This window comes from Sporomusa malonica, from assembly GCF_900176355.1.
GTDB lineage: Bacteria > Bacillota > Negativicutes > Sporomusales > Sporomusaceae > Sporomusa > Sporomusa malonica.
The window spans coordinates 40594-61586 of sequence record NZ_FWXI01000017.1; the positions used below are offsets into that span (position 1 = coordinate 40594).

Genomic DNA, 20993 nt, shown 5'->3' on the forward strand with positions numbered 1-20993 from the left:
CGCGTTAATCGGCACTAAAGCTTTTTATTTGGCAAAAGCCCCTTTATTATCGTAGGCATTGTTGTGTATTACATCAGAAATAAGATAATTATAAATATCGTCAACAATCTCAATGCCATCGCGCTCGTAAGCTTCTTCCCGGCTGGCGCTGGATTGTCCGGGGTACATGACTTGAGCAAAGCCGGTTGCCGGTTTCAGATTATTTATATCATTCATAGTGTTGGTTATATTTTGCAGGAAAGACTCTGCACTAGTGAAGTAGGCTGGATCGATTACAATATGCAATTGTCCTAAGTTGCGACCTTCACTGAGGTCATGATACATGGAAGTAACTTTGTTGCCATACGGGAGTCCTAGGAGTACTCCAGATAGAATATCCACCATCATGGCTAATCCATAGCCTTTGGCCCCGGCAATATGCACTAGCGCATTTACTTTGTACGGATCGGTAGTAGGCACGCCATTTTCATCAACAGCCCAGTCATCAGGTATCTGCTCGTTCTTGGAGCGGGCGTGCAGGATTCTACCCCAGGCCCCTATCGTCGTTGCCATGTCAATCGTAATCATGCGCCCGTCGCTGCCGGGCGCACCAAGGGCAATCGGATGCGTACCATAGAATGGCTCGGCGCCACCGTAGGGAACAGCCATGGGGTCAGACTGACACAAGGAAATCCCAATCAATTTCTCTCTGGCAGCTTGTTGCACGTAATAAGACAATGCCCCGCTATGGCCAATGCTACGGACTCCAACAATTGCGACACCTGTTTCCTTCGCCATTTTGATGGCCTCATCCATACCCAGCTTAGCGCCAACATGACCTGCGGCATTATCGCCTTCAAACACGGCACTGCACGGGCCAGTTTTAGTAAAAGTAAAGTTAGGATTAGTATTGGTTCCGCCTTTGGAGATTCGCTCGGCATAATATTCTACCCGCATAGCTCCATGAGAATGAACTCCCCTGGCATCGGCATGAACTAGTACATCTGCAACAATATCGGCATGATCATCTTTCAACCCTGCTCGGCAAAATTTTCTTTTCATTAATTCTTTTAATTCAGCTCTTGATATTCTCATGTCAGCACCTCAAATTATTAGTATTTGTATTTTACAAAGCTGCATCGCGATTGCAGTCCTTGGAGTAAATATAAGACAACTTCTCGCGGCCTACTGCATAAACTGCCTGTGGCACATACGGGCCAAACCAAATATAATCTCCTTTTTTAACAGGTATCCACTCATTATCCAGATAATACATGCCTTCCCCCGAGAACAAATAGGCCCCATGTTCCTGCACGTGAGTTTCTACAAAGGGATGACTCCCGGCCGGATCAAAAGTCAGTATATGCATATTCATGTCGAACGCCAAATCGGTTGGCAATAGATCAATGATTTTGACATTCTCCATATCGTCATAAATTCTTTCGGCTATTTCATTGACATTGCCGACAACAACCCAGGGCTGCACTCCATCCAGTGCTTCATACTTTTGTTTGTAAAGAATTAGCTTGGCTTCACCATCAGCCAGGTTTTCTAAATACAGCTTTTCTCCTGGCGGGCAGTACATATAGCCACCAGCTTCCAGAACAGCGTCTTGCGCCTGGGTATAGGCTTTAATTTTTCCTTCCATACAAAAGACAAAGGTTTCTATTGCTGCACCGCCAAAGCCCTGGGTATTCTTGCCCCCCTTGTCCATTTTTACTAGGTAATGCACAAAGCTTGCACCCATCTTAGGAGAAGCCAGAATCGAAACCTTGCAATCTTCAAAACCTGGTATCACATTGTTTACCAGACCTTCCGGCGGTATGATTGCATAACTGCCATGCTTTATAACAGCCCTGCTTATCAGTAAATCTTTTGGATATCCCATATATTTCTTCGCTCCTTTATTTATAAGCTAATTCATACAGCGCCCCCACTAGTGCTTTCACTCCTTCTGCTAAGTCACGGGGCTCGGTATATTCTAGTGGCGAATGACTAATGCCCTTATGGCTTGGTACAAACAACATTGCAGTTGGTATTAGCGAGGCCATAATCTGGGAATCATGTCCTGCCCCACTATGCATCATTTTATAACTCAGTCCATTTTTCTCACATTGTTTCTTCATAACTCCTACAATGCCGGTATCCATGGGAACCGGGTCGGCGTCCATCCACATATCAATATGGAGTTCTACACCTGCTTGAACAGCAATTCCCTGCATTCTCGCAGTTACTTCTTCGGTAAATTTAACCAAAATATCTTTATGTGTATGGCGTGCATCCAATGTAAACAATGCTTTGCCTGGCACAACATTTACAATATTAGGCTTTATCTCCACTTTACCCACTGTGGCCACCAGTGGATCGCCATAGCTTTTCGTTATATCCATAATCGCACAAATAATGAGGCTGGCCGCATGGATAGCATCTTTGCGATAACTCATTGGCGTTGTACCGGCATGATTGGCTTCTCCGGTAATCTCAATGGTAAAGCGTCGTTGACCTACAATATGCTCAACGATCCCTACCGATTTTTTTTCGGCCTCTAACACGCCACCTTGTTCTACATGAACTTCCAGAAATGCTTTTAGATCTTTACGTACAGTACTGCCTGCTGGCCGGAAACCAAAGCCGGCTTTGCGCATGGCCTCAATAAACGGTATGCCTTCAAAATCCACCATTGTTTCAACTTCTTCACGCTTGGCGATACCTAGAATATTTTTTGCTCCCCAGAAGACATAAGGAAATCGGCTGCCTTCTTCTTCGGCCATGGATACCACTTCAATATTACGCAGAGGTTGTCCATACTCTTTTTTCAAATACTCCAGCGCAATAATTCCAGCGATTATCCCAAATTGACCATCATATAAACCACCATTTTTTACAGTATCCACATGAGAGCCTGTTAAGATAGTTTCGTCCTTATATTCTGAACCTTCCAGCCGTCCAAACAAATTGCCGACGTCATCATATTGAACAACAAAACCGGCCTGCTGCATGTACTGCTCTAACGCCTTTTGCGCTTCCACCCACTCGGGCTTATAGAGGAAACGAGAGACTCCACCATTGGCATCTTGGCCAAATCTGCCTAGCCATTTTAAAAGTTTCTCGGTTTCCTGTCCAAAATCAAACGTACTCATGGTTTCCCTCCGTCATAACCTGAAATTGCCAATACATAAAAAACTTTAACTGTTGAAACCCAATCGCCACTTTATCATAGTGTGTGCTTTGGGACAACTCATGTTAACTTGTAAGCTAGGTTAATTATACTGAATTTTTTTATTTTTCCACCAGTGCATAGTTTGCAAATAAACCAGAGGCAACTGTGCACATTGCATATCTTTTTTCAACGCCAGATTACGGATTTTAAATTTAGGATTAATGCACATATTACACAATATATTTCATTCATTAATGGTGCATTCAGCAAGGATTTTACAAATTATTGTCGAATAAGCCCATTGCTTGGCTAATAGCGAAATAAAGTAGAACTGAGGAATAATCATGCACCTCACAATCAAAGATGTTTTACAGCTTTTTCAAGATCAGTCGGTAACCTTAGCCGCCGGTTCTAATGGTCTGGATAATATTGTTTTATCAGCTAATATCATGGACGCACCCGATATATCCAATTGGGCCAAACCCGGTGATTTAATATTAACAACCGGCTACACGATTAAAGACGACCCAGCCTTACAAGAGCAGCTCATTCGCGAACTTGCTGCAGTTGGTATTGCCGGCCTTGCAATCAAAACTAAACGGTTTCTTCCTGAAATACCGCTCATCATCAAAGACTTAGCTGACCAACTTAGCCTGCCGATCCTCGAACTCCCCTTAAATTTATCTTTCGCCGAAATCTTAAATCCGATTATTAGCAGCATTGCGGCACGACAATCCTATCTACTGCAACGCTCCAATGAAATACACAAAACACTTACGAATGTAGCTATTAAAGGTGGCGGGCTGAATGCTATTATCGCGTGCCTGGGAAAACTTACCCAATGCCCTGTTGGTTGCTATGACATCAACTGCTCAGCCCTTAATCATTGGCTCCCTGAAGGTATTCCAGGGGTAAATAAGCAAGTTTTTAAACAGCTTGAGAATATTCTGTTAAACCAAGTTGCGCACAATGAACACTTACAGGCAAATTTGTCACAAGCTAAATCCCCCTACACACAACGCTTGACTATTGACGGCTATGAGCTCTTACTCACATCGTTTGCTATCATGTCAAATAACGAATTCTTTGGGCATATCTCACTATTACAACCCACTGATGCCTTCTTGGATATAAATTGTATGGCTTTAGAACACACTTGCACCGTAGCCGCTCTTGATTTCTTAAAACAGAAAGCCGTAGCCGAAAGCCGTCGTCTTCACTCCAGAGATATTCTTGAACATATTTTGTTTGGAGACTTAGCAAATCAAAATACTACTGAGATTATAGCTACCTCCAAGTTGGCCCAGGCCAAATTACTGGAGTGCTCAATTATTGAAATAGACGAAAGTGAAAAGGAGGTAAACCTTCCGGTTATTTCCACTCGCCTGTACAAAACAACACAGCAAATGGTAAGCACAAAATACCCTTTGTCATTAGTCTCTGAACGAACAGGCAAGATTGTCGTACTGGTAGCATCCACTGGATTAGCCGATCATGACCACGAGCTATATGCCAAACTGCAAAAATCATTTCACGACAGCTATACTTTAAAAATATCAATTGGTGTCGGCACAGCCGCTACAGATATTAGCTCTGTCCGCCAAAGCTATCAGGACGCACTAACCTGCCTGACTTTAGGTCGGATCATTAAAGGTGACGGACACATTACCTATCCTCATGAAATTGCCAGCTATACTTTATTGATAAATTCTGATACGACTTCGTTGCTTACCCATGTCTGCGGAGCTACCCTAGCTAAATTAGAGAATACTGATAAAGTTCACGGTACTGAGCTTATAAAAACTTTAGAAAAATACCTTGAGTGTGATAAAAATCTAACTGACTCGGCTAGAGAATTATATATTCACCGCAATACGCTTACCAATCGTCTGGAAAGAATACAGGATATAACCAGTTTGGATTTTAGTAATAGAGAGCTATTATTTAGCCTGCGTTTAGCACTTCGCCAGCGAAAACTCCGTTAAACTATTAAAGACCAACAATAGCTGCCACATCCTCACTTTAGATTGGATATCCCTGTAAACAAAAAAACAACCGACCCAAAGTCGGTTGTTTTTTTCTAGCCACTACATTGACACAGCGCCAACTGCGGATTGATACAACCGCTTTTGCTGACGCCATTGTCAATAATGTATTTATTTTTCTTATTTTTAATGGTACCATTTTTCTTTTAATCTACCCCAGGGCATATATTGAGAAAAAATTGCGTTTCACTGGGCATTGTGCACATTGACAAACTAGTGTAATTGAGATGTATGTGGCGAAATACCTAAGCAATCTTCTTTTGGAATTTCATGATACTAATTGACAAAGCAGCCATAATATACACAATTAACGCAAATACCTGTGACCACAGGAAGTTAATGCCAATTCCTTTAAGAACAATTCCGCGTAAAATCTCCAGATAAAAAGTCAGCGGCAACAGATGGCCCAGTTGGTAAAAAAACTGCGGCATGGCTTCCCGGGGAAACATAAACCCAGATAACAGGACACTGGGAAGAAAGATAAAGAAAGACAGCTGCATAGCCTGCATTTGAGTTTTCGCAATCGTTGAGATGAGTACCCCCAGCGATAAGGAAGCAATAATAAACAACGTGGTTAACCCATATAACAGCGCCAGACTGCCCCTGAGGGGCACATCAAAAACAAGGACGCCGACAGCCAGCGCCAGTGTTGCCTGGACATAGCCCACAAAGATATAGGGGATAATTTTACCTAACATTAACTCATGAGACTTGAGCGGGGTTACGATCAGCTGCTCCAGTGTACCTCGTTCCCGTTCGCGAACAATGGCCATTGAGGTGATCATAACCATTGTCATGGTAAGTACAATACCCAAAATCCCTGGGACCATGTAAAAAGGTGAGATAAAGTCTGGATTATACCAGGGACGGATGCGGATATCAATGGGTTGCGTCACCTGTTTTCCCATTGCCCCCTGCATTCGTTTAACAAGTAGTTCTTGCGAACGGATTTGGCCAATTAACTGGGCTGATGCAATCGCCGAAGATGCGGCCATCGAATCAGAGGCATCAACAATAACCTGCACGGTCGCACTACGGCCATGTTTAATATTATCTGTATAATCAGGGGGGATGATAATTCCTACCTTGCTTTTGCCGCTTTCAATGGCCTCCGTTACTTCCTGGTAATTGTTAGCAACATACCTAATATCAAAGTATTCACTGGCTTGAAAAGCGGCTAATAAATCCCGCCCCTCCTGCTGCAGCGACTGGTCAAACACAATTGTCGATAAATGCTTTACATCTGTATTAATAGCAAATCCAAACAATAGTAGTTGAACAATAGGAAGTCCTACCATCATCGCGAAAGTCAGCCGGTCTCGCCGCATTTGGATAAACTCTTTTATTAAGAGGGCTCTAAGACGAATCACACGACCATCTCCTTACGCTTTGATTTGACATAGTACACGAAAACGTCTTCAAGCGACGGGGTGATTACTCGATATTCATAGTCCTTATAGTCGGCAATTCGTTCCTCACGGATAAGAACATGAACACTGGTGCCGTAGGGGTAGATGTCAAGGACATCCCTTTGCCGGGCCGCCAGCTCAGTAAACATTCCCATAGGGTCTTGGGACGGAATTTCTAAAAGCATACCAGGCAGCTCTTTTTTGAGATTGGCTGGGGTATTATCTGCAATCAGGTTTCCTTCATAGATAAAACCAATGGCATCACAATGTTCAGCCTCATCCATAAAATGGGTTGTCACCATTACCGTTGTTCCCTGGTGAGCCAGTTGGTAAATGATATCCCAAAACATGCGGCGAGACTTAGGATCAACACCACCGGTCGGCTCATCAAGAAAGAGCAGCGGTGGGTTATGAAGAATGGAGCACCCCAGCGCCAATCGCTGCTTCCAGCCGCCAGCAAGATTGGCTGTCATTTCATGACGCCGCTCTGTAAGACCGGCCATTACCAGCATGGTTTCTATCCGCTCTTGCCGCTCAGCACCATGTAAACTATAGAGTCCGGCATAAAACTCAAGGTTTTCACTGACAGTAAGGTCATCATACAGACTGAATTTCTGCGACATATAGCCAATTTTTTCCTTGATGGCTTCTCCCTTTGTCGCCAGATCAAGTCCAAGAATATGGCCATTACCGGAAGTAGGCGCAAGAATTCCACACAGCATGCGAATGGTAGTCGACTTACCTGAACCGTTTGGCCCTAAAAATCCGTAAATACTACCGTGAGGGATCTTCAAATTGACTTGATTGACAGCGACAAAATCGCCAAAAACTCTAGTGAGATCCTCTGTTTCTATGGCGTACATGCTGCCCCTCCTTCTCCGGCAAGGTGCACAAAAACATCTTCTAATGTAGGAGGAATATCCCGCAATAAGTACCCCTCTATTCCTGCCGCCTGCAATGCTGCCTCAACCTTAGGAACAGTCTCCGGGCTATGTTCTGTAACAAGATGATAATGGTCGCCAAATGCATTTACCTCCACAATAGGGCACTTAGCAAGAGCACTCTTTACTGATTTACTCTCAGCTGTTAACTCCAGCAGCCGGAAAGGATATGCGGCTTTCAGGTTTTTCGGTGTATCAGAGGCTACAATCCGCCCCTGGCTCATAAAGGCTACGCGAGTGCACAATTCAGCTTCATCCATATAGGGAGTAGAAACAAATATAGTCGTCCCTTCTTTATTAAGACGGTATAACATCTGCCAGAACTCCCGCCTGGAAACTGGGTCTACGCCGGTAGTCGGCTCATCCAGAAAAAAAATTTTGGGCCGGTGCATCAGCCCGGCAGCTAGCGCCAGCTTCTGTTTCATACCACCGGAAAGATTATCGGCCAAACGATCTTTAAATGGCAGTAGGTTAGTAAAGGCTAAAATCTCGGTGCCCAGTTCTGCAACCCGCTTGTTATCAGCCCCATATAAAGCACCAATGACCCGGATATTTTCCATAACAGTCAGATCGCCATACAGACTAAATTTTTGCGGCACATAACCAATTTGGTCTTTTACAGACTCGATATTCTCACTTCCCAACAGACTTATCTTGCCGGATGTGAGAGACATAATCCCGGTAATCATGCGGATGGTGGTAGTCTTGCCGGCCCCGTCCGGCCCTACTAAGCCAAAAATAGTCCCAGCCTTAACCTCCAGGTTGAGCTGATCCACCGCAGTAAGTGTGCCAAATCGCCTAGTTACATTGGTAAGACAAATCATTTTAGCACCACATCAGCCGGCATGCCTGGTTTCAGAATCCCCTCCGCGTTGTCGATTTTAACTTTTACGGCAAATACCAGGTTAGCCCGCTCGCTTTGCGTAATACTCTGACGCGGCGTGAACTCAGCATTCTGGCTGATTTCCTTGATTTCACCTCTAAAAACACGCCCAGGGAAAGAGTCTACTTTTACCTTGGCTTCCTGACCAACACTGATCAATCCTAGCAGGGTTGACGGAACATAGACCTTGACCCAGCAGTCGCTCATGTCTCCTACCGTGAGAATGGCCGCACCAGGGGTGACATACTCGCCGTTTTCAAAGTTTTTAGTAATAACCAATCCGTTAATCGGACTAACCACTACTGTGTCTTCCACAAGTGTCTTACTTGCTGCCAACACTGCCTTGCTCCGTTCTACTTCCAGTCGCTGCGCCTCGATGGCCTCAGGTCGGCTGCCTTCATCTCCCAGACTAAACCGCTGGCCTGCTGCCACCATGGCGTTATAGGCCACCTCCATACTGGAACGCGCTGTATCTAGCTGTTGCGCTGAGACAGCGCCGGCCCCATACAGGCTTTGATACCGCTCATAGTCCTGCCTGGCTTTATCATACACCGAACGATTGGAGGCAAGCATGGCACCAAGTTCCTGCCGCTCCTGGCTGCGTGGGCCGGCCTCAAGATCCCGGAGCTGAGCGGCAGCTTTAGCTAAAGCCGCTTCGTCCCTGATGACCTGGGCTTCCAAATCGGCTCTGGCAATCTTAGCAATCTTTTGTCCGGATATCACAGTATCACCAGCTTTACTCTGTAGTCCGGTCATATAGCCATTTACTTTTGACATAATATCGGCTCTGGTTACCTCGATTGTACCGGTCGCTGTAATACCAGTTTCAGCCGGCCTGAGATATTTGTAGCCTGCTGCTCCTGCCGCAATAGCAACCACCAGGAAACCAGCAAGCAACTTCTTATTGACCATCATGGTTTTTCACCCCGCTCAAAAATATTTCTACCGCCTGCACCACATAATTTTCAGCCTGATTCGGATCTCCTGACAGAAAATGCCGCGTGATAGGTCGAGAGATGAAATAAAAGTTCATCATACCAGCCAATGCCAAAGCACCTGAATTCACATCCATATCTTTACGAAATTCACCACAGGCAATCCCTTCTGTAAGTGTTGCAGTCAAGAAAGCATAAATTCGTTGAATATACTTACGAATAACTGGTTCAAAAAATCGGGAGGGGTTTAGCATTTCCCCCATTATAAATTTAGTCAGAAAAGGCATTTTACCATGAATAATAGCCACACTCCGGGCATAGCTAATGATCTTTTCTGTAGGTGTGGCTTCTATCCCCATAACCGAATTCATCAGTATGTTAATTGGTGAAAACTGCAATTCGAGGACAGCCAAATATAGACCTTCTTTGCCGCCAAAATGATAAGAAATTAAGGCACTGTTAGCTCCGGCTTCTTTGGACAATTCTCTGATAGAAACCCCGGATAATCCCTTTTCAGCAAACAATTTTTCCCCAGCCTCAATTAATTTCTCCTTAGTGTCCTTTTCCACAAATCCACTCCTTCCTGTCATTGCAAAAATATATGAATGAGATTTGAAATTTACTAATTAATCGTTTGATTAAATTGTAGTCAGAAAAAATATCCTTGTCAAGGATATTTTTTCAATATTGATGATATTGTACTACCAGTTAAACCTTAAACCTCCGAATTGCCTCATTAAGCTCTGTAGCCATTTTTGCCAACGCCTCTGCGCTACAGTTGACCTCGCTCAGACTGGCGTTCTGCTCTTCGGCTGCCGCGGCAACCGTCTGGGTACTAGCGTTAGTCTCTTCCGCTACTGCACCGATATTTTGCACATTAGCTACTACTACTTGCATACCTTTGGCAGTCTCTGCAACAGCCTGACTAATCTGCGCCATTCCGGACTGGACCTGCCCGAGTTTATCAACAATATTCTCAAACCCCTTCTGGGTATCAGCCGCAGCTAGTTTCCCGACCTCGACCTCTGTGTTTGCTTTACTTACCACACTAACCGAGAAGTCAATATCAGCTGTCATCTTGCGGATGATTTCGCCAATATGATTTGTTGCACCTGCACTCTGTTCTGCAAGCTTGCGCACCTCTTCGGCTACAACCGCGAATCCCCGGCCTGCATCACCGGCGCGGGCGGCCTCAATCGCTGCATTAAGAGCAAGTAAATTGGTCTGTCCAGCTATACTGCTGATTACAGTGACAATTTCCTGGATTTTTCCAGATCCGTCTACCAGAGAAGCAGCTACTTCTGTAATGTCTTTCATCGATTTTTCAATGGTGTCATTTTGTGAAACGACTCTCTGGATTAGCTGCATCCCTTGATTGGCGTCGGTGGCAGCACGCAGAGCAGTATTGTTGACCTCGGCAGCGCTAGCACTTATCTGCTCTGCACCGGCGGTCACTTCCTCTATGACTGCTGATATCTCTGTAATGTTGTTGGTATTTTGCGAAGAGCCGGCAGCGATTTCGCCGGTAGCGTTAGCAATAACCTCAGAAGTGCGTAGCTGTTCCTCCACCGTAGATGTCAACTCTTCGCTGGATGCAGCTAGCATATCGGCACCGTGTCTGACATTACTTACAATATCCCGTAAGGAGTTTTTCATAGCCACAACAGCCTCGGCCATGTCACCAATTTCATCATTGCGGGTTGCATGTACATCCTTTGTGCTTATGTCAAGATTACTCACAGCGATCAGTTCGCTCCTTAAAACATTAACGCGCCTGGCTAGATTACGGCTGTACCAAACAACGAGTACAACTGCCACCACAATGATAGCTACGCCCAACCCGATTACAGTCTTTAATACAAGGTTTTGATTAGCATTGAGCTCCTCTATCCGTTTGCTGCGAATAGTATTTTGAACATCAAATGTAGTTTGAAATTGCTTGTCCACAATTACGGTTTTGTCCCTGAGGGCGCTTAGTGCTGTTCCTAAACCTGGATCGTTTGCTCGTTTCAGGGCAAATACTTTCTTACTATCCTCAACATAGGAATTTATCTCTACTTGTAACTTTTCTCCCTCCCGCCTAGCCTCCAGTGAAGTTACCCCTGCCGTAAACTGCGTAACAGCTTCAAGGCTTGTATTATAGTTTTCTATGGCAGAATTGGCGTAGTTTTCGGCTCCATAAGCTAAATAGCCGCGGGTATCAGCAAGCCCACTGTGGAAATTGTCTTGAGCTTTTAGCAGTTCTACTGTTCTTGTGACAGAGCCAGTCAACATATTCTGATAAGCTGCCGCCGCGACTTGAAACTGATAAATTGTGACCCCCAGCAATACAACTAAAATTACGATAACAATACCAAACATCCCACTCAATTGAGTTCCGATGGTCATGCGTTTCATCTGCTGTCCCCTCCCTATTCATGGATCTGTGTGATATTTGAAGCTATAGATATATTTTAAGCCATAATATTAAACCCATCATCTGGCAAAAGGTATACATGACAAAAATAAATCATCATTATTAATTCGTTATGTTTACTTAATTTCAACTCGCTTTTAAGCGAAAATAAAAATATATCTAAAGTTAGAGGAAAAATCGTCATCAATGTAATATATTTATTATTTAGCCTCTTTAATCGAAATATATCGCTTTTTGGGAGATGAATGAATGGCTCCTTCTACACCTATCACTCGAGTATTGGTTGTTGATGACGATGATAAGTGTCTTACCTCAATGCGGCGCATACTCCATGGGCATTTTGAAATAGTAACAACAAAGGATCCGGTTCAGGCTTTGAAGCTTTTTGTCCATCAGGGCCCCTTTGCGGTGGTTGTTTCAGATTATCGCATGCCCTTCATGAACGGGGTTGAGCTTTTTTCCCGAATACTTGCCATCGATCAGAAGGTCCAAAGAATAATGCTGACAGGGCATGCGGAACTGTACATGGCCATTGACGCCATAAATCATGGTAAGATTTCCGCCTTTTTGACCAAACCTACCCCTGCGGTATCCATTAGATCTGTAATTAGTGATGCAATCCGTACCTATAATCTAGATACCGGCAATGGAGCACGGGAAAAAGAAACGCTTAGAACTGCCGATAAGCTTCAGTCAGCAAAACAAGACTCTACTGAAATATATGAGCCATTAACAGTAAAGGAAAAGGAAGTTTTTGCGTTGTTGGCCAAAGGCTTCTCAAATGAAGAAATCTCGCTGGAACTCAACATTACAATTGGAACAGTGAAATCTCATCTGAATAACCTGTTTGGAAAAATGGATGTAAATAGTCGCACTAAGGTCGTTGCGAAAGGAATATCACTTGGTTTAGTGCAGACCTAACCGTTTTAGCAAAAAAGACAAGACACCCGATTATCAAAGGTTGTCTTGTCTTTTCTACTCTTTGCTTTTTTTATTATTCCTGTATCAATTGTTCACACTCATCTGGAGATATTAAAAAGTTCAACTGCTGCTGGTTATTTCATGTTTGATCGGCAGCTTCACGGTAAACTTCGTCCCTTCACCCTCAATGCTGTCGACAAGTATCTCACCCTTGTGATTGTTAACAATTATGTCATAGGAAATACTCAGTCCCATTCCGGTTCCCTGTCCAACAGGTTTTGTGGTGAAAAATGGGTTGAAGATATTGTTCACGTTTTCCTTGGTGATACCAATGCCATTATCTCTGATGGCGCAGTAGACAAATCGCTCATCATGCCATGTAGATATTTTGATTAACCCCGTCCCGGCGTCATGCCTAGCCCTTATAGCTTGAGCAGCATTGACAATAATATTAAGCAACACTTGGTTAATCTCGCTGCCGAATGCTTCTATAGTTGGAATAGGTGCGAGGCTTTTCTCCACTATCGCATAGTGTTTAAACTCATTCTGAGCGACTAATAAAGTGGTTTCCACTCCATCAATCAAGTTATATTCTTCAACCACCTGATGATTAACGTGGGAAAACAGCCGCATTCCTTTAACAATCTTGCTCATCCTGCCAAGTCCCTCAAGCGTGTCTTGAAATAGTTCAGGGAAATCTGTCAGAATGTAGTCTATCTCCTTCTCCTTTTCATAAATAAGTACCTGATCAAGTCTTTCATCTATTGACGTATTCTTAAGCGATGCAAGCTCGCGCCCTAATTCCCGATACTTTGCAATTACACTGCCAAAAGCAGAGAAATATCCTTCTAAGGTTTCAACATTGCCGGTAACGAAGCCCAAGGGGTTATTAATCTCATGAGCCACCCCAGCAGCCAGTTGACCAATTCCAGCCAACTTTTCTTGCTGAGCAAGCCGTCTCTGCGTTTGTTCAACAGCTGCTAGAGCTGTAATAACTTCCTGATTAATGTGCAGAAGTTTCTCGTTCATAACGATATGCTCTTCGTTCATCGACGTAAGTTCCTTATTGGCGACAAACAGTTCTTGAGTCCTTAATTCAACTTTTAACTCTAGATTATCATGGGCTTGTTTCAGTGCTTCGGCAGTACGTCTTTGCCGTACTGTAATAAACAGCAGCATGATAATGAAAATGCCAATCACAGTAGTAGTCAGCCCGGCTACCTGATAATAACTGCTGACCCGTTGATTCAGTTCCCGAAAGACTTCCTCTTCGCTGATCCCGACTAACACCACAAATGGATAATCGTTCAAAGCCCGGTAGCCATAAATCCGTTTGACTCCATCAATTGTGCTGGTACTGACATAATTACCAGACCCCCTAACGGCCAAATGCTCCATTAATGCACTCTGGCTCATATCCTGCCCAACATCTGAAGTAATACCAGATTCCCGTGCCCGTACAATGCCATCCTTCCCTACCAAGGTAATGGTCGAACCTTTCCCCAGATCTACTTGTTTATAGAATCCGGTAAAATAGAACGGGTCAACGGACACGACAACCACACCCCCGAATGAACCGTCAGGTTTGTTCACTCGCCGTGTCATTTGAATTGACCATTTACCTGAGGATCGCCCTAGTACAGGTTTACTGATAAATAACTGCCCACTGTCATTCTCTTCATGAACCTTAAAATGCTCGCGATCTTTTAGATTGGAAGCAACAAACGGAACTTGACTGCTAACTACTAAATCACCGGCTTCATCCATTACGCTCAATAAAACGAAAGGCTGGTTAGTAAGCCTGCCCTCTCTTATGTATTGTGGAATGTTAATGGTCTGAGCTTCTTGCTCATATTGATACTTTAAAAATAGCACTGCCTGATCTGCTCCCTTTATGGTGCGCAGAGTGTGTTCTTCGAACGCACGGGCAAAATTGGCTGTATCCTTAAATGCATCGGAAATTGTGAGTTGACGCTCGCTTTGTACTTTATAATGGAGACCTATCCATATAACTGAAAGCAAAAAAATGCCAAACAATACAATGATACTAATCGTGTTACGAATGGTTAGAAATTCCCTGAAACAACTTGTTTTCTTCAATTGCGGTTCCTCCACTGGCATCATAAAAGACACTTTTCATTGACAACTTCAATTCGGCACTAGTTGCGATAAATCCTCGTTATTCCTTCAGCACAATGCACCAACGTAGAAAAAGTCGTATAAAAATACAGGGCGCAAAATGCGTCCTGTATTTTTCACTTATACCGCTAAATCAACCTGCTGCACAGTACCCACTGTACCATTCTCCCGTAAAAATACTCCTGTGCGTCTAAGCTGACCATGCTGCACATTGGTGCTGTCCTTCATGGCAAACTGTGTATCAGCATTGCCCAAATATATTGCACCAACCCCTTTTTGACCTAATGCCATCAGCTGGTCATTGCCTTGGGAGTCTTTGGTCCAGATACGCAGCTTTTCATAGATAGCATCATTTTCATCAATCCAGTTATTACCATCACTGTCATACTTAGATAAATCGTCAAACCCGTTACCGCTTTCAGGGCCAAATAACTCTATACCGTTGTTAATGATGCCATCTCCGTTTACATCTAGAGCTAAGAAACCACTGCCTGGGCCGGTAAAGGAAATCTTCTCAGCCGTCCCGTCAGAATCTATGTCAAAACTGTATTTAGTAGTAGTTAGTTTTATTGCCGGAGCGTCGAAGTTAATTGCAAGCGGATCTTTTAAGGCGTCCCCGGCCCTAATGCTGATACTCTGCTCAGACATAAATTCCCGTGTCATATTTAATTGAGCAGCAAAATTAATTTCCCGCCCATCCGCTGTCTTAACCACTCCGGCAGCGCTAAATGACATACTCTCTTTTTCTGAATAAAACTGATAGGCATTGTATCTCAAGCCCCAACCGTAGTTAGACTGGGCCTGAGCGATTGCCAACCCGCCTTTGGGTAATGCCCCCGGCGTTAAAGTCAGTTTCTCATCAGGGGTTATCCTAGGAAAGACAAACTTAATTTTTTTACCTGATAGAGCCTCCATAAATGCTTGAATAAGTCGGATTTTCTGTTTATCCCCTTCACTCAGCTCATACTGTTCAGGCTGCATAGGCTTTACTTCTGCCATTTGCTTGGCCTGGTCAGAAATATCGACCACATCGGCTGGCACCGCTAATACTGCCGTAGGCGTTTGCTGATTTTGCGGCATGTCCCTGCCATCTGACCAATATTGCAGCGATTCCTGCTGAATGTCCTGCTCAACCAAGCTATGCTGGCTGGCCATGGAAATGGATGAACTGACAATCTTCACTTTTTATCTCCTCCTTGAAAAAATAAAACTGGGTAGTCCTTTACCCAGTTTTTGCCGCATTAAAAAGATGAATTGTAAAATAGTGGAGCTATTCTTTATATTTATATCGGAGGAGATCGTGGGTTTCTTAAGTGTTCACAACGATTAAAGCATTTTCGCCGTTGGTTTTGTAAAATAGTTTTTATTATACTCTATTTCCAGATCAGCGAGTTCATTTTGCTTGAGCTTTTCTTCTATTTTAGACTTATTGCGGTTTGGCTCCATAATATTTACTGTTTTGTAAATACCGTCTACTACAGCGATAAATCTATTAAACGGCAGGCCGAGGGCAAGTTCATCGTCCCTCCAACCAGCTTTGTTCCTGGTACCGCCGCACAACATAGAAATATTTATATTGTTACTTTCAAAAGGATAAGCTGTGCATTCGGAACAGAGAGCTTGATTGCCTGATAATTTATAGGCCGTATGTATACCGTATATATAGGTATAGCCCTGCAATATTCTCATAGCATTATATGGGTCGGTAATGATAAGAACAATGTCAGGTGTTTCCTGGAATTCTTCTAACGGCTTTACCATAACGCCATATGCCTTATGCTGGCAGAAGGTCATGTTATTGCGGGCGTTTTTGGCAGTCACCAAATCCTGATAAAGTCCTAATCTGTTGTAATGCTGGCCGGAAACAAAGAATTCTTCAGGTTCCATAATACCAAGCGCTCTTGCCGCTCCCGGGCAGCCAAATTTTGCTGCGGCGGCTTTTACGCTATTTCCGGCAGTAGCTGCTTTAACCATAGCACAGTAATGCATAGGAGCTTCGATGGACATTGCAGCTGCTTGACAGAACTCTTCTTCGGTGAACAAAAATTTCACTCCGACAATTTTACGATCAAGTTCAAGCGCGCAATTGGCTTTGATTACCGCCTGTTTAATTTTTTCCAACTCCATAAATACTCCTTATTTATTGCTTGTTATAAAGAATATAAGTTCCATTAAAATGCTTGTTAAATTTATTCCTGAATTCGTCAGACTGGGTAACCTTCATCGCGTCCTTTACCCATTGGGTATTCATATCTTTTGCATTTACCACAAGCCCAATCGGATAATCCTTGTTAGTTATGTCATCATAGAGGAATTTATTTGGATCAAAGCCAGCCAGTCTCACTCTGTTAGCCATAGTAATTACGGCATCAACATCATTAATGCTTCTGATAGTCTGGGTAATCTCAGTTTCAATAATTTGTATGTTTTTAGGGTTGTCCTTAATATCAAGTATCGTGAAAAAGTTCCCCTTTTTTTCTCCAAGCGTGATTAATCCCATGCTTTTCAAGGTTTTTAAACTTCTATCCATATTTGAAGGATCTCCTGGAACTGCAATTTTGGCATTTTGAGGGAGTTCCTCAATGGTTTTATGTTTGGTAGAATAGACGGCTGTACGTGCATAGTAAGTATATGGCTCAGGCATTTGCAGGTTAGAATTGTTTTCTTTATTAAAGGTCTTGATCCATGGCAGGTGATTAGTAATCAGTCCATCTACATCACCGTCTTTAAGTGCGGTTGCCGGCAGCTGATTGGCATCAAACATGACTATTTTCACTTCATACCCCATAGGCGCGAGTCCTTCTTGCAGCCAGCCAACAATGGGTTCAATTGTTGAAACACAGGCTATTTTGAGCACTTTCTTTTCGGCTGGTGCTCCTTGCCCGCTGGTGTTTTTTTCCTGCTCGGCTGTGTTACTTGAACACCCTGCCAGTGACATCGCCAACACGGCAACAACCAAAATACAGATTAAGCTTTTCAGACTTCTTTTCATGCCTTACCCTCCAAAAATAATTATAATAATTTTTTATATAACCAATTCCCGACACTTTGAATAATTTGCACCATGATAAATAGTATGAATACCGAAGTGTAGAGAATAGAGTTATTAAAGCTTTGATACCCGTAATTGAGAGCTACCGCTCCCAAACCACCCGCACCAACGGCTCCTGCCATAGTACTTGCTGCAAGGTAGGTAATGGCGGTTAGGGTAGTAATGGAAATTAATGATGGAACAGATTCCTTGACCATTACCTTAAATATGATTTGCATATCAGAAGCGCCAAACGATCTGGCAGCCTCTATCAACTGCTTGTCCACTTCTTTAAAACTATTTTCAATTAAGCGGGCAATAAAGGGGGTTGCCGCTAAGGTCAGTGGTAAGATAGCCGCCTTTTCCCCGATTGTTGTCCCCACTACCAGCCGGGTTATTGGGGATATAGCCACAATCAGAATTAGCGCCGGAAACGAACGGATGGAATTTACAATGAAATCAAGCACCTTGTAAATCCTCTCCCTCGGACGCAATCCTTGAGGCCCATATAGCGTAAGCAGTATAGCCAAACCAAAACCGAGAATAGAAGCAATGATCATGGTGGCGGTAACCATCCGTATTGTCGAAAAAATAGCAGGAGCGATGATCTTATCAAAATATTTAAGTAATTCTATCCACAATTCACTGTCAGGCATTACTCCTCCACCTCAGTTAAGGCTTGATTGTTATTTTCAATAAACTCCCAAGCAACATTGTTATCGGCGAAATATTTCTTTACTGTATGAAAATGCTCATTCGGAATATTGATAATTAGTGATCCCAAGGTACTATTCTTATAACTCTCCATTTCGCCGCCTAAAATCATAAAATCGATGGAAAGCTCTCTCGCCATCTTGGTAATGACCGGCTTGGAAGACGTTTCATGTGAAAGAAGTATCTTAATATTGATGCCCTCTGACAATAACAACAAGTCTTTTTCACCAATAAGATTCTTAAGGGCCTCCGGCTGCTGTAAGAACATCTGTTCTACAGGGCCGTTTACTGCTAATTTTCCACTTTCCAGAATGGCTATCTCTTCACAGGTGCTGCGCAAAACTGACATTTGATGAGTGACAACAACAATGGTAATTCCCAGATCATGATTAATTTGATTTAAAAGAGTGGTTATGGATTTTGCTGTTTTCGGATCCAAGGCAGAGGTCGCTTCATCACACAGCAAGAGTTTGGGATTCATGGTCAGCGCCCGGGCAATGGCGACCCTTTGTTTTTGTCCTCCGGACAGCTCTTTGGGCATAGCATTAATTTTATCAGGAATATCAATCAACTCTAAGAGTTCTTTTACTTTGTGGTCAATGTAAGAGCTACTGTATTTCCAGCAGCGTAACGGCAGTGCAATATTTTCATACACCGAAAGCCTGGTTAGCAGTGAAAACTGCTGAAAAATCATGCCAATGTTCTTGCGAAACTCTCTTATGTCTTTTCCTGACAGGGATTTTACCTCCACGCCGTCAACACGCAAGCTTCCTTCATCATATGTTTCTAAACCATTGATACATCTAAGCAAAGTTGATTTACCGGCGCCGCTGCGTCCCACCAAGCCGTAGATCGTTCCTTGAGGAATATTGAGATTAATGCCCTGGAGAACCGGCAAATCACCAAAGGCTTTAGTAAGCCCCTTTATTTCAATCATACTGTAACTCCCTGTATGAAAAGTTGTATTTATTATCAAAGGAAAAATCATTTTTACTACTTTCATATTTTATATTCATATATCAATTTAGTCAATATAATCACAATATATTATCTATATATAAGGTTTTATAAATCAATTTGAAAACAAAAAAACCATCTCCTATGATTATTTCTATCACTGGAGATGGTTTTCTTCATCTAAAACAAGGAAAGCTGATTATCACCATACCCTTGCTTATAGCCTTTAATAATATCTTCCATTTTGTAGAGAATGCCCAACCTGTCACATTCTTTTTGGAATAACTGCCACAGCGCCTTTGCGTTTGGCGATCGGCACTCATACGCATTGACAAACTGCTTTACGTACTTTTGTTTAAGCCCTGGAAAGTTCTCATCAAGCCTTTTATAATACCACTCTCTCTGGTTTTGTCGCAAGGTTACTCCAAAAGCTGGATAGATAAACTTTGCTCCATTTTTATATGCAAGATAAATAATTTCACTTATATTTTTATCATTATCCTCTAGAAACGGCAGCACTGGCATAAGCAGTATCCCAGTAAAAATTCCATTTGATGCAAGCTCCTTAATGGCCGCAAATCGCCTTGATGATTCTGCCGCATAAGGCTCTATCTTTTTACAAAGTTCATCCTCAGCAGTAGTGATTGTGATTTTTATAAGCACAGGTGAATGGCTGCTTATCGCCTTCAGCACATCAATGTCTCTTGTTATCAGATCACTTTTGGTAGCAATGGATATCCCAAAACGATGGGCATTTATTAGCTCTAATGCACCTCTGGTTAAACGATATTCCTTTTCAAAAGGGTTATATGGGTCGCTCATAGCCCCTGTTCCGATGACCCCAGTCCGACGTTTTGATGCAAGCTCACGTGCAATTAAGGTAAGAGCATTCTCCTTTGCCCTTACCTCATCGAAATTCTCTACCCGATAGCATTCACTGCGGCTGTCACAGTAGATACAACCATGACAACAGCCTTTGTAAATGTTCATGTTATAGTTCTTGCCAAACCACGCGTTACCCGTCTCATAGCCGGAAATAATTGATTTTGCTGGTATGAATTCCATATCGTAAACCCTTTTCGTCAAGAATCTTTTACTCAATAGCCTTTTTAATAATTATTGTAGCTTGCTCCTTGCCTTCTGCGCCCCCATGAGTATAGCCCACAACATCAAAGTGTTCGCCAAGATGTTTGGCCAAGGTTTCATAGTTTGCTGCTTTCCCGCGCATGCAGGAAGACAAATGCACCACATCCACACCATTTTTGAGCATCATCTCAATTTTATGTTCAATATCGCCGCCAGCGTGAGAAAAAGTGACAAGCTCTATATTATCCCCATATCTCGCAAAAGCGTCCTTCCGCTGAAAAAAAGCGTTAAGGCAGCCTTTGCCTGTGCAACGCTGCATGGTTTCTTCCCTGACTAGTATAGCAATTTTCATAATGCCTCTTTATTACATTTATTAT

The 20993-nt window shown here is 43.1% G+C and carries 19 protein-coding genes; 2 read left to right on the forward strand and 17 right to left on the reverse strand.

Going from position 1 to position 20993, the window contains the following annotated elements:
• Nucleotides 1-24: 24 nt before the first annotated feature.
• Genes allD through allC form a run of 3 tightly spaced genes read right to left on the reverse strand, consistent with a single transcriptional unit; the run spans nucleotide 25 to nucleotide 3119 of the window.
• Nucleotides 25-1074, reverse strand: coding sequence for an ureidoglycolate dehydrogenase (allD, locus tag B9A22_RS17340; protein ID WP_084577208.1), 1050 nt, complete (start codon nucleotides 1072-1074; stop codon nucleotides 25-27).
• A gap of 31 nt (nucleotides 1075-1105) precedes the next feature.
• The gene (gene allE / locus B9A22_RS17345; RefSeq protein WP_084577209.1) at nucleotides 1106-1867 is read right to left on the reverse strand and encodes a (S)-ureidoglycine aminohydrolase; all 762 of its coding nucleotides are present in this window, start codon (nucleotides 1865-1867) and stop codon (nucleotides 1106-1108) included.
• 16 nt (nucleotides 1868-1883) lie between these two features.
• Nucleotides 1884-3119, reverse strand: coding sequence for an allantoate deiminase (gene allC, locus B9A22_RS17350; protein ID WP_084577210.1), 1236 nt, complete (start codon nucleotides 3117-3119; stop codon nucleotides 1884-1886).
• A gap of 364 nt (nucleotides 3120-3483) precedes the next feature.
• Here allC and B9A22_RS17355 point away from each other — a divergent pair, with 364 nt between their 5' ends.
• Entirely contained in the window at nucleotides 3484-5124 is a 1641-nt protein-coding gene (locus B9A22_RS17355) for a PucR family transcriptional regulator (RefSeq protein WP_084577211.1), read from the forward strand.
• A 305-nt stretch (nucleotides 5125-5429) separates the two neighbouring features.
• On the opposite strand, the gene B9A22_RS17360 is transcribed toward B9A22_RS17355, so the two are convergent.
• From B9A22_RS17360 to B9A22_RS17385, 6 genes are all read right to left on the reverse strand, one after another.
• On the reverse strand, nucleotides 5430-6554 hold the full coding sequence (locus tag B9A22_RS17360) for an ABC transporter permease (RefSeq protein ID WP_084577212.1): 1125 nt from the start codon (nucleotides 6552-6554) through the stop codon (nucleotides 5430-5432).
• Nucleotides 6551-7456: an ABC transporter ATP-binding protein gene (locus B9A22_RS17365; protein WP_084577213.1), complete on the reverse strand. Its 906-nt coding sequence runs from the start codon at nucleotides 7454-7456 to the stop codon at nucleotides 6551-6553. Before B9A22_RS17365 ends, B9A22_RS17360 begins: the two co-directional genes overlap by 4 nt.
• On the reverse strand, nucleotides 7444-8358 hold the full coding sequence (locus B9A22_RS17370; RefSeq protein WP_084577214.1) for an ABC transporter ATP-binding protein: 915 nt from the start codon (nucleotides 8356-8358) through the stop codon (nucleotides 7444-7446). Before B9A22_RS17370 ends, B9A22_RS17365 begins: the two co-directional genes overlap by 13 nt.
• Nucleotides 8355-9332: an HlyD family secretion protein gene (locus B9A22_RS17375; RefSeq protein WP_245824036.1), complete on the reverse strand. Its 978-nt coding sequence runs from the start codon at nucleotides 9330-9332 to the stop codon at nucleotides 8355-8357. Before B9A22_RS17375 ends, B9A22_RS17370 begins: the two co-directional genes overlap by 4 nt.
• Nucleotides 9319-9921: a TetR/AcrR family transcriptional regulator gene (locus B9A22_RS17380; RefSeq protein ID WP_176215572.1), complete on the reverse strand. Its 603-nt coding sequence runs from the start codon at nucleotides 9919-9921 to the stop codon at nucleotides 9319-9321. The genes B9A22_RS17375 and B9A22_RS17380 overlap by 14 nt, the downstream gene beginning before the upstream one ends.
• Nucleotides 9922-10060: 139 nt before the next feature.
• The gene (locus tag B9A22_RS17385) at nucleotides 10061-11749 is read right to left on the reverse strand and encodes a methyl-accepting chemotaxis protein (RefSeq protein WP_084577216.1); all 1689 of its coding nucleotides are present in this window, start codon (nucleotides 11747-11749) and stop codon (nucleotides 10061-10063) included.
• A gap of 268 nt (nucleotides 11750-12017) precedes the next feature.
• On the opposite strand from B9A22_RS17385, the gene B9A22_RS17390 reads away from it, so the two are divergent.
• Entirely contained in the window at nucleotides 12018-12689 is a 672-nt protein-coding gene (locus B9A22_RS17390; RefSeq protein ID WP_084577217.1) for a response regulator transcription factor, read from the forward strand.
• Nucleotides 12690-12809: 120 nt separating this feature from the next.
• Here B9A22_RS17390 and B9A22_RS17395 read toward each other — a convergent pair whose 3' ends face one another.
• From B9A22_RS17395 to B9A22_RS17430, 8 genes are all read right to left on the reverse strand, one after another.
• Nucleotides 12810-14789 (reverse strand): ATP-binding protein, encoded by a 1980-nt coding sequence (locus tag B9A22_RS17395; protein ID WP_176215573.1) that lies wholly within the window; start codon nucleotides 14787-14789, stop codon nucleotides 12810-12812.
• Nucleotides 14790-14948: 159 nt separating this feature from the next.
• Entirely contained in the window at nucleotides 14949-16010 is a 1062-nt protein-coding gene (locus B9A22_RS17400) for a hypothetical protein (RefSeq protein ID WP_084577219.1), read from the reverse strand.
• Between the two features lie 144 nt (nucleotides 16011-16154).
• Nucleotides 16155-16949, reverse strand: a complete 795-nt coding sequence (locus tag B9A22_RS17405) for a DUF169 domain-containing protein (RefSeq protein WP_217805977.1) — start codon at nucleotides 16947-16949, stop codon at nucleotides 16155-16157.
• Nucleotides 16950-16968: 19 nt separating this feature from the next.
• On the reverse strand, nucleotides 16969-17820 hold the full coding sequence (locus B9A22_RS17410) for a MetQ/NlpA family ABC transporter substrate-binding protein (RefSeq protein WP_084577221.1): 852 nt from the start codon (nucleotides 17818-17820) through the stop codon (nucleotides 16969-16971).
• Nucleotides 17821-17840: 20 nt separating this feature from the next.
• A complete protein-coding gene (locus B9A22_RS17415) occupies nucleotides 17841-18515 on the reverse strand; it encodes a methionine ABC transporter permease (protein ID WP_084577222.1) in 675 nt (224 codons plus the stop codon).
• Entirely contained in the window at nucleotides 18515-19510 is a 996-nt protein-coding gene (locus B9A22_RS17420) for a methionine ABC transporter ATP-binding protein (protein WP_084577223.1), read from the reverse strand. Before B9A22_RS17420 ends, B9A22_RS17415 begins: the two co-directional genes overlap by 1 nt.
• Nucleotides 19511-19710: 200 nt before the next feature.
• Nucleotides 19711-20595, reverse strand: coding sequence for an SPL family radical SAM protein (locus B9A22_RS17425; protein ID WP_084577224.1), 885 nt, complete (start codon nucleotides 20593-20595; stop codon nucleotides 19711-19713).
• A gap of 28 nt (nucleotides 20596-20623) precedes the next feature.
• Complete coding sequence (locus B9A22_RS17430; RefSeq protein WP_084577225.1) at nucleotides 20624-20968, reverse strand: CGGC domain-containing protein; 345 nt, start codon at nucleotides 20966-20968, stop codon at nucleotides 20624-20626.
• Between the last annotated feature and the right edge of the window lie 25 nt (nucleotides 20969-20993).